General features: G+C 73.0%; 8 protein-coding genes. 5 read left to right on the top strand and 3 right to left on the bottom strand.

Translation table 11 applies throughout. The features are described from left to right. Positions 1–624: TetR/AcrR family transcriptional regulator (locus NT8_RS21150; protein ID WP_067972484.1), on the top strand; the 624-nt coding region annotated here is incomplete at its 5' end. Positions 625–722: 98 nt separating this feature from the next. After that, a complete protein-coding gene (locus tag NT8_RS21145; RefSeq protein WP_067972482.1) occupies positions 723–1,658 on the top strand; it encodes a lactate/malate family dehydrogenase in 936 nt (311 codons plus the stop codon). An 84-nt stretch (positions 1,659–1,742) separates the two neighbouring features. Here NT8_RS21145 and NT8_RS21140 read toward each other — a convergent pair whose 3' ends face one another. Both NT8_RS21140 and NT8_RS31345 read right to left on the bottom strand, forming a co-directional pair. Beyond that, on the bottom strand, positions 1,743–2,837 hold the full coding sequence (locus NT8_RS21140; protein ID WP_245646263.1) for an ABC transporter substrate-binding protein: 1,095 nt from the start codon (positions 2,835–2,837) through the stop codon (positions 1,743–1,745). A gap of 87 nt (positions 2,838–2,924) precedes the next feature. Then, a complete protein-coding gene (locus NT8_RS31345; protein WP_067972479.1) occupies positions 2,925–3,683 on the bottom strand; it encodes a MerR family transcriptional regulator in 759 nt (252 codons plus the stop codon). A 115-nt stretch (positions 3,684–3,798) separates the two neighbouring features. On the opposite strand from NT8_RS31345, the gene NT8_RS21130 reads away from it, so the two are divergent. The 3 genes from NT8_RS21130 to NT8_RS21120 all read left to right on the top strand — a co-directional run bounded on the left by NT8_RS21130 (position 3,799) and on the right by NT8_RS21120 (position 8,710). After that, the gene (locus NT8_RS21130; RefSeq protein ID WP_067972476.1) at positions 3,799–6,096 is read left to right on the top strand and encodes an ATP-binding cassette domain-containing protein; all 2,298 of its coding nucleotides are present in this window, start codon (positions 3,799–3,801) and stop codon (positions 6,094–6,096) included. A 216-nt stretch (positions 6,097–6,312) separates the two neighbouring features. Beyond that, on the top strand, positions 6,313–7,758 hold the full coding sequence (locus NT8_RS21125; RefSeq protein WP_067972473.1) for a serine hydrolase domain-containing protein: 1,446 nt from the start codon (positions 6,313–6,315) through the stop codon (positions 7,756–7,758). 223 nt (positions 7,759–7,981) lie between these two features. Then, entirely contained in the window at positions 7,982–8,710 is a 729-nt protein-coding gene (locus NT8_RS21120; protein ID WP_067972471.1) for a dienelactone hydrolase family protein, read from the top strand. A 146-nt stretch (positions 8,711–8,856) separates the two neighbouring features. Here NT8_RS21120 and NT8_RS21115 read toward each other — a convergent pair. Continuing rightward, positions 8,857–10,081: aminotransferase-like domain-containing protein (locus NT8_RS21115; protein ID WP_157515918.1), on the bottom strand; the 1,225-nt coding region annotated here is incomplete at its 5' end.

Here is a 10,081-nt window from a genome sequence, read left to right as displayed (position 1 = left end):
CCCCGCCCCGACCGCCGCACCCGCCGCCGCACCCAGACCCAGGCCGAGATCCTCGACATCGCCCTGCAGGTCATGGCCGAAGACGGCGCCGCAGCCCTCAGCCTCTCCGCCGTCGCCCGCCGCCTCGGCATCCAACCCCCCTCCCTGTACAAGTACTTCCCCTCCCGCACCGCCGTCTACGACGAACTCTTCCGCACCGGCCAGCAGCGCTACCTCGACACCGCCCGCACCGCCGCCGCCACCGCACCCCCCGGACTCCCCGGCTTCACCCCCGTCCTCGACGCCTGCGGCCGCTGGGCCGCCGCCAACCCCGTCCTCGCCCAACTCCTCTTCTGGCGCCCCGTCCCCGGCTTCACCCCCACCCCCGCCGCCTACGCCCCCGCCCTCCAACTCGCCGACCTCTGGCGCACCCTCACCACCACCGCCGTCGACCGCCGCGAACTCCACCCCGACGCCGCGACCGACGACGGCCTCGCCCTCCTCACCATCCTCATCGGCGGCGCCATCTCCCAACACCTCGCCAACGACCCCCACACCCCCTACGACCAGGGCCGCTACACCCGCCACATCCACCGCCTGCCCGCCCTCTTCGCCGCCGCCTACCCACCCCCCTCCACCCCCTGACCCCACCGACCCACCCGCGCGAACACCCACCGCCACCAGCACGTCACCGCTAGTATTCCCCCAGGCCACACCGCCACCACGACGCCAGGGGAGACACCGTGAAGGTCGGAATCGTGGGCGTGGGCGCCGTCGGATCCTCCATCGCCGCCGCCCTCGTCCACCGCGGCACCGCCCGCCACATCGTCCTCGTCGACACCGACCACGCCCGCGCCCGCGGCACCGCCCGCGACCTCGGCCACGCCGCCGCCCTGCACACCCCCACCCGCCTGCAGCCCGGCGACCCCGACGACCTCGCCGGCGCCCACGTCGTCATCGTCACCGCCGGAACCAACGAACGCGCCGGCGGCGCCACCGACCGCACCGACCCCGCCGGGCGCCTCCGCCTCCTCGACCGCAACGCCGACGTCTACCGCGACGCCATCCCCCGCATCGCCACCGCCGCCCCCACCGCCACCGTCGTCGTCGTCACCGACCCGCCCGACCCCCTCGCCGACCTCGCCCGCCACCTCCTCGGCCACGACCGCGTCCTGTCCACCGGCACCCTCATCGACACCCTCCGCTTCCGCGCCCACCTCGCCACCGCCCTCGACGTCGCCGCCGCCGACGTCCACGCCCAGGTCATCGGCGAGCACGGCACCACCCAGGTCCCCCTCTGGTCCACCGCCGCCATCGGCGGCGTCCCCCTCCCGGCCGCCGCCCACCGCGCCGGACACGACCCCGACGACCTGCGCACCCGCGTCGACGCCGCCGTCCGCCACGCCAACATCGACATCATCGACGACATCGGCGCCAGCCGGTTCGGCATCGCCGCCGCCGTCGCCGACCTCACCCGCACCATCGGCCGCGACGAGCACCGGATCACCTGCGTCGCCTCCCACCAACCCGACTACGGCACCACCCTGTCGCTGCCCTCCGTCGTCGGCGCCCGCGGCGTCCTGCGCACCCTGCACCCGCCCCTGGACGCCGCCGAACAGGCCGCCCTCGACCGCAGCGCCGCCGCCCTGCGCGACGCCACCGCCCCCCTCCTCACCTGACCCCCACCCGCACACGACAGCAAAAGGGGGCGCGGCGCCGCGCACCGGCACCCCGCCCCCGACCACCCCGCGGCGACCCGCCGGCTACTCCACCGGGTCGGCCTCGGTCTCCGGGTCGCCGTCCAGCAGCGCCACCAGCCGCGGCTCCATCTCCTCCAACGCATACGGCAGGCTCAGCACCGACCCGAACGACAGCGCCCCGTTCAACCGGCTCATCTCCGGCATCGCCAGCACCCGGCCCTCACGGCTCACGTCCAACGCCGTGAACACCCCCTCCTCCAGCACCCCCGACCCATCCGCGCCGTACACCCCCATCAGCAGCACGTCGGCCTGCAGCACCTCCACCTCCTCCAGGCTCACCTGCTGCGGCGCCCGGTTGGCGTCGGTGAACAGCGCCGCCGCGTCCTCGGGCAGCTCGAACCCCAACTGCACCAGGAACCCCGGCGCCGGCCCCTCGGCGTAGGCGAACGCCTCACCCTCGATCGAGGACGCCAGCAGCGCCGTCGACTCCGCGAACTCCGGGTGGTCGGCCCGCACCCGCTCGAACCGCTCCTCGATGTCGGCCACGATCGCCTCGGCGTCGTCCTCACGCCCCAGCGCCACCCCCACCACGCGCATGACCTCCTGCCACGGCGCACCGAAGTCGGCGTACTCGTCCGGCTGGGCGATCGTCGGCGCGATCGCGGCCAGCAGGTCGTACTCCTCCCGCGTCAGCCCCGAATTCACCCCCAGGATCAGATCCGGCTCCAACGCCGCGACCTGCTCGTAGTTCAGCGCGTCCACCGGCAGCACCTCCGGCACCGCCTCCCCGCCCAGCGCCTCACGCGCCCACGGCCACAGCGCCCCCTCGTGCCCGCCGAACCACTCACGCACCCCCACCGGCGCCACCCCCAGCGCCAGCACGTAGTCCTGCTCGGTCAGCCCCACCGTCACCACCCGCGACGGCGAACCCGACACCTCCGTCTCCCCGTAGCGGTGCGCCACCGTGCGCGCCGGGCCCTCCGCGGCCGGCCCCTCCTGCGCCGGCCCGCACCCCACCGCCGCCAGCGCCGCGACCCCGCCCGCACCCAGCAGCACACTGCGGCGCGACACGCGCTCGACGGCGCCCCCACGGCGCCAGGAGGGGAGGGGACGGCGGCGCGCCGCCGACGCGGCGAAACGCTGGATGGTGCTGCTCACGGGGTCTACTCCTCAGTCGCACGACGACGCACTAACGCATCCGCCGCCCGCCGGGCCGACCCCGACGGACAGCGGAATTAGGTTAGCCTACGCTGACCCCGAGGTGAGGGGGTGGGCCGCCGAACCACCCTCCCCCTCCACCCACGACAGATACGCGTCCAACCGCGCCACCCCCGCCACCGCCAACCGCGACCGCCGCCCCACCTCCGCCTCCCGCGCCGCGATCGCCGCCCGCAACTCCGCACTGCTGCCCGTCCGCCGCAACCCCTCCACCACCGGACGGATCTGCTCCACCCGATACCCGCTCCCCCGCAGCAACGCCACCATCCGCGCATCCCGCACATCCGCCGCACCGAACACCCGGTACCCCGTCGCCGCCTCACGCCCCGGCACCAGCAACCCCTCCGCCTCCCACAACCGCAGCGCCGACGTCCGCACCCCCAACCGCGCCGCCACCTCACCGATCCGCAACCCCGCCCGCGGACCCTGCGCCCCCTCCACCTCCTGGCCCGCCACCGCCGCCAACGCCTCACCCGCCGCCGCCAACGCCACCCGCTCCCCGTGCAGCGCCGCATACCCCCCATCGACCAGCGCCAGCGCCCCCGCCACCTCCCCCGCACCCACCGCCCGCATCACCTCACGCGCCCGATCCCACCCGAACCCCGCCGCCAACCCCCGATACGCCACCAGCGCCCGCACATGCCCCTCACCGAACCGCCGATGCCCCGCCGCCGTCCACACCGGCTCCGGCACCACACCCGCATCCACGTAATTGCGCACCTGCTGCGCCGACACCCCCGCGATCCGCCCCAGATCCACCGGCCGCAACAACCCCGCACCACCCACGACTCCACCTCCGCCTACTACGTGAGACTTGAAGAATAACCCCCGAAAACCCCACACAGAAAGGCCGCACTCACGTCAAAACCTCAACCCCCATATCAATGGAATACTCGAAGACATGCACCCCACCCCCCAAAACCCCCGCCACACCCATGCCCTCACCACCGCCGACGCCCACGACCACATCCAGGTCCGCGGCGCCCGCGAGAACAACCTCCGCGACATCGACGCCGACATCCCCAAACGCCGCCTCACCGTCTTCACCGGCGTCTCCGGATCCGGCAAATCCTCCCTCGTCTTCGACACCATCGCCGCCGAATCCCAACGCCTCATCAACGAGACCTACACCGCCTTCATCCAATCCTTCATGCCACCCCTCAACCGCCCCGACGTCGACGCCCTCCACAACCTCAGCGCCGCGATCATCGTCGACCAGGAACGCATGGGCGCCAACCCCCGCTCCACCGTCGGCACCGCCACCGACACCCACACCCTCCTGCGCATCCTCTACAGCCGCATCGGCACCCCCAACGCCGGCCCGCCCCCCGCCCACAGCTTCAACCGCACCGAAGGCATGTGCCCCCGCTGCGAAGGCCTCGGCCGCACCACCGACATCGCCATCGACGCCATCCTCGACCGCACCCTCACCCTCAACCAAGGCGCCATCACCGCCCCCGGCTACACCGTCGGCACCTGGTACTGGCAGAACACCGCCCACTCCGGCCTCTTCGACCCCGACAAACCCCTCACCGACTACACCCCCGCCGAATGGGACGACCTCCTCACCAAACCCCCCACCAAAGTCAAGATCGGCACCACCACCGCCACCTACGAAGGCCTCCTCACCAAGATCCGCCGCGCCTACCTCGCCAAAGACCGCGACACCCTCCGCCCCCAAATGCGCGCCTTCGCCGACCGCGCCCTCACCACCACCACCTGCCCCGACTGCCACGGCACCCGCCTCAACCCCGCCGCCCGCGCCTCACACATCAACGGCCACAGCATCACCGACTGCGCCGCCCTCCAGATCGACGACCTCGCCCGCCTCCTCCGCGACATCGACCACCCCCCCGTCAAACCCCTCCTCGACACCCTCCTGCACACCCTCGACTCCCTCACCGAGATCGGCCTCGGCTACCTCAGCCTCGACCGCGAATCCGGCACCCTCTCCGGCGGCGAAGCCCAACGCGTCCGCATGGTCCGCCACCTCGGCTCCCCCCTCACCGACGTCACCTACGTCTTCGACGAACCCACCGTCGGCCTCCACCCCCACGACATCCAACGCATGAACCACCTCCTCCTCCGACTCCGCGACAAGGGCAACACCGTCCTCGTCGTCGAACACAAACCCGAGACCATCGCCATCGCCGACCACGTCATCGACCTCGGCCCCGGCGCCGGCACCAACGGCGGCCGCATCCAATACGCCGGCGACCTCGCCGGCCTCCACACCTCCGACACCCCCACCGGCCGCCACCTCACCCACCGCGCCACCCTCCGCACCCCCACCCGCCCCCACCGCGGCCACCTCCCCATCCGCGGCGCGAACCAGCACAACCTCCGCGACATCGACGTCGACATCCCCCTCGGCGTCCTCACCGCCGTCACCGGCATCGCCGGCTCCGGAAAAAGCACCCTCATCCACCACAACCTCGCCCACCACAACGGCGTCGTCGTCGCCGACCAGACCCCCATCCGCGGCTCACGCCGCAGCAACCCCGCCACCTACACCGGCGTCCTCGACCCCATCCGCGCCGCCTTCGCCAAAGCCAACAACGTCAAACCCGGCCTCTTCAGCGCCAACTCCACCGGCGCCTGCCCCACCTGCAAAGGCATCGGCCTCATCTACACCGACCTCGCGATGATGGCCGACGTCGCCTCCACCTGCGACCACTGCGACGGCAAACGCTTCACCCCCGACGTCCTCGCCTACCGCCTCCGCGGCAAGAACATCCACGACGTCCTCACCATGACCATCACCGAAGCCCACGACTTCTTCCCCACCGGCCCCGCCCACACCATCCTCGACCGCCTCACCGCCGTCGGCCTCGGCTACCTCGGCCTCGGCCAACCCCTCACCACCCTCTCCGGCGGCGAACGCCAACGCCTCAAACTCGCCATCAACATGGCCACCACCGGCACCATCTACATCCTCGACGAACCCACCACCGGCCTCCACCTCGCCGACGTCGACCAACTCCTCGCCCTCCTCGACCACCTCGTCGACACCGGCAACACCGTCATCGCCATCGAGCACCACCAGGCCGTCATGGCCCACGCCGACTGGATCATCGACCTCGGCCCCGGCGCCGGCCACGACGGCGGCCGCATCGTCTTCGAAGGCACCCCCACCGACCTCGTCACCACCGCCACCACCCTCACCGCCACCCACCTCCGCACCTACACCACCCCCTGACCCCCGGCGTCATGGGGCCGCGCCCACCCCCCGCCGGCCCCATGACGCCCCCGCCCCTCAGGGATCACCCCGAAACCCACCACGGCAGGACCCGGCACGGAACCAGGGACCACCCCGATGCCCACCGCCCCACCCCCATGGGACGGTGACGCCCGACAACGACGTACCCCGAGCCGCCCCCCGCGGCCGCGTCCCTTCCGACACCGAAAGCCCCCGATGCGACCGCCGACCCCCCTGCTCTGCCTCCTCCTCACCCTGGCGGCCCTCCTCACCACCGCACCCCCCGCCCACGCCCGCACCGACACCGGCCCCGACCCGGCCCGGATCGACGCGTTCGTCACCGCCTACCTCGACCGCCACGGCCTCCCCGGCGCCGCCGTCGCCGTGGTCAAGGACGGCGAAACCGTCCACGAAGCCGGATACGGCCACGACTCCCACGGCCGCCCCATCACCGAACACACCCGCCTGCGCATCGGCTCCCTCTCCAAACCCTTCACCGCCTTCGCCGTCCTCCGACTCGCCGACGACGGCCGCATCGACCTCGACGCCCCCGCGGCCGACTACCTCCCCGACACCGCACCCGAGGGCGTCACCGTCCGCCACCTCCTCTCCCACACCTCAGGGCTGCCCAACCCCACCATCGTCGCCCCCGCCCAGACCCTCGAAGAAGCCGTCGCCGGCATCCAGGACCTCCCCCTCGAAACCCGACCCGGCACCACCTACCGCTACAGCAACCTCAACTACTGGCTCGCGGCACTCCTCGTGCAGCGCGTCACCGGCCACGACTTCACCGACCACCTCACCACCGACGTCTTCACCCCCCTGGGCATGGCCGACACCCTCGCCACCACCACCACGAACGACCCCGTCGACGGACTCGCCACCGGACACGTCACCGCCTACGGCCACGCCCTCCCCGCACCCATCCCCCACGCCATGAACAGCGGAGCCGGCGCCATCGTCAGCACCGCCCACGACCTCGCCGCCTGGCTCGCCATGCAGCAACGCGGCGGCACCACCCCCGACGGCCACCGCCTCCTGTCCGCCGACCTCATCGAGGAATCCCACACACCCCAACCCGGAGCCCAACGCGCGGGACTCGGCTGGCGCAACAGCTCACCCCACGTCACCCCCGCCCGCGTCTCCCACAGCGGCATCGTCACCGGCTTCAACGCCCAGCACGACCTCGTCCCCACCAGCGGCTACGGCGTCGCCGTCCTCCTCAACAGCTACACCCCCACCCGCGAGAACGCCTACGAACTCAGCTCCGGCATCATCGACCTCACCGAAGGCCGCACCCCCGACCCCGGCACCCCCACCGCCACCGCCATCGACCTCACCCTCGGCGCCACCACCATCGCCACCGCCGCCCTCGCCGCCCTCGGCCTCCGCCGCGCCCCCCGATGGGCCGCACGCCGCACCCACCACCCCACCTGGAGATTCGCCCTGCGCCTCCTCCCCCAATGCATCGCCCCGGCGGCGGCGGCCTTCCTGTTCCTCATCGCCCCCGCACTCCAGGACAACAGCTACACCCCCGCCGACGTCTTCTGGCTCTTCCCCGCCTTCACCGCCCTGCTCCTCACCCTCGCCGCCACCGGGACCGCACTCACCATCGCCCGGACCACCGCCCGCATCCGCACCCGGACCGCACCCCGCCGATAGCACCACCCCGGGCCGGCCCCACCCCACCGGCCCGGGCCGACCGCGACCGCGAAAACCCGGTGGCCCACCCCACCCGCCACTGCTACCGTTCCGCACGACCGTGCACGACGACGAGGAGGTGGTACCCGTGAACACCACGCCATGGGTGCTCCCCTCCGAGGCCACGGTCGGACGCTAGGTCGTCCGGGAGCGCCGCACAGCACGGCCCCCGAAAGGCACGACCATGCACTACACCGCCGAACACCGCCTCGACGGCGCCCTCGAACGCCGATTCACCCTCGGCGACATCCCCGGCATCCTCTGGACCCCCACGAACGCCCCCGCGCCGACCCCGCTCATCCTCATCGGCCACCCCGGCGGACTCCACCGCATGTACCCCCGCATCGCCGCCCGCGCCCGCCGCGCCACCACACACGGCTTCGCCGCCGCCACCATCGAACTCCCCGGCGCCGGCGACCGACCCCCCTCCCCCACCACCGAACAGGCCCGCGCCGACCTGCAACGCCAACTCCGCACCACCGGCCGCCCCACCGACGACGCCGTCGACCGGCTCGTCCTCCCCCTCGTCGAACAAGCCGTCCCCGAATGGCGGACCGCCCTCGACACCCTCCTCGCCCAACCCCACATCCGCGGCCCCGTCGGCTACTCCGGCGGCATCATCTCCATCGGCCTCCGCCTCGCCGCCACCGAACCCCGCATCACCGCCGCCGTCCTCTTCGCCGGCAGCTACGTCCCCCGCTCCATGCTCACCGAGGCCCGCGACGTCACCATCCCCCTCCACGTCCTCCTCCAATGGGACGACGAAGGAAACGACCGCCGACACGCCCTCGACCTCTTCGACGCCTTCGGCTCCACCGACAAGACTCTCAACGCCAACACCGGCGGCCACACCGGCGTCCCCGAACACGCCGGCGACGCCGCCGACCGGTTCTTCACCCGCCACCTGACGTAACACCCGACCACCCGCCGGAACCGGCCCCACCCGCCCCACAGCGCCGCCCCGACCACGACACACCGGTCGGGGCGGCGCTGCCGCGACCACCGCACCCCCGCCCCCTACCGCCCAGACCGACCCCGAAGAACGCCCCCGACCCGCCCTCACCGTCGACCCCCACCACGCCCCCGCACCGACACCAACGCCTCCCCCACCACCCGCGCACCCTCCACCAACTCCGACACCGGACTCGCCCCATACCCCACCACCAACCCCGGCGGCCCCGGACGCTGCGCATGCCACGACAACGGATGCACCCGCACCCCCCGCTCCAACGCCGCCACCGCCACATCCACATCCGACCACCCCCCACCCCCCTCCCACGTCACCATCACGTGCAACCCCGCCGCCGCACCATGCACCACCGCACCCGGCACCACCTCCCGCAACGCCCCCACCACCGCATCCCGCCGCCGACGATGCCGCCCCCGCACCACCCGCAACTGCCGCTCCACCACCCCCGACTCCAACAACCGCGCCACCACCAACTGCGGCACCACCGCATTCCCCAGATCCGCCAACCGCTTCGCCCCCACCACCGCCTCCCGCCACCGCTCCGGCACCACCACCCACCCCACCCGCAACGCCGGCGCCAACACCTTCGACACCGACCCCGAGTACCACACCCGATCCGCCAACATCGACCGCACCGCCGGCACCGGCGCCCGGTCATACCGATGCTCCGCGTCATAGTCGTCCTCGAACACCACCCCACCCTCCTCCGCCCACCGCATCAACTCCCGACGCCGACCACCCCCCAACACCACCCCCGACGGGAACTGATGCGCCGGCGTCACCACCACCGCCGACACCCCCACCTCCCGCAACGCATCCACCCGCACCCCCGCACCATCCACCGGCACCGGCGGCGTCGCCATCCCCCACCCCGCCAAATGCCGCCGCGCCCCCAACGACCCCGGGTCCTCCACCCCCACCGCCCGCACCCCCTCCGCCCCCAACACCTGCGCGAACAACGCCAACGCCTGCGTCACCCCCGCGACCACCACCACCTCCTCCGCACCCACCCGCACCCCCCGGAACCGCGCCAACCACCCCGCCACCGCACGCCGCAACTCCACCTCACCCCGCGGATCGCCATAACCCAACCGCGCCGCCGACACCTCCCCCAGCACCGCACGCTCCGCCCGCAACCACGCCGCCCGCGGAAACGCCGACAGATCCGGCAACCCCGGCGACAGATCGATCCGCGCCGGCACCGACCGCAACACCTCGAACGCGTCCACCCCCGGCGACCCCCCGAACACCGCCCCCGCATCCGCCACCACACCACCCCCACCACCACGGCCCCCACCCACCACCCCCACCGGC

The organism is Nocardiopsis trehalosi NBRC 14201 (genome assembly GCF_001552555.1).
Classification (GTDB): Bacteria; Actinomycetota; Actinomycetes; order Streptosporangiales; family Streptosporangiaceae; genus Nocardiopsis_B; species Nocardiopsis_B trehalosi.
This window is presented reverse-complemented; position numbering and strand designations above follow the sequence as displayed.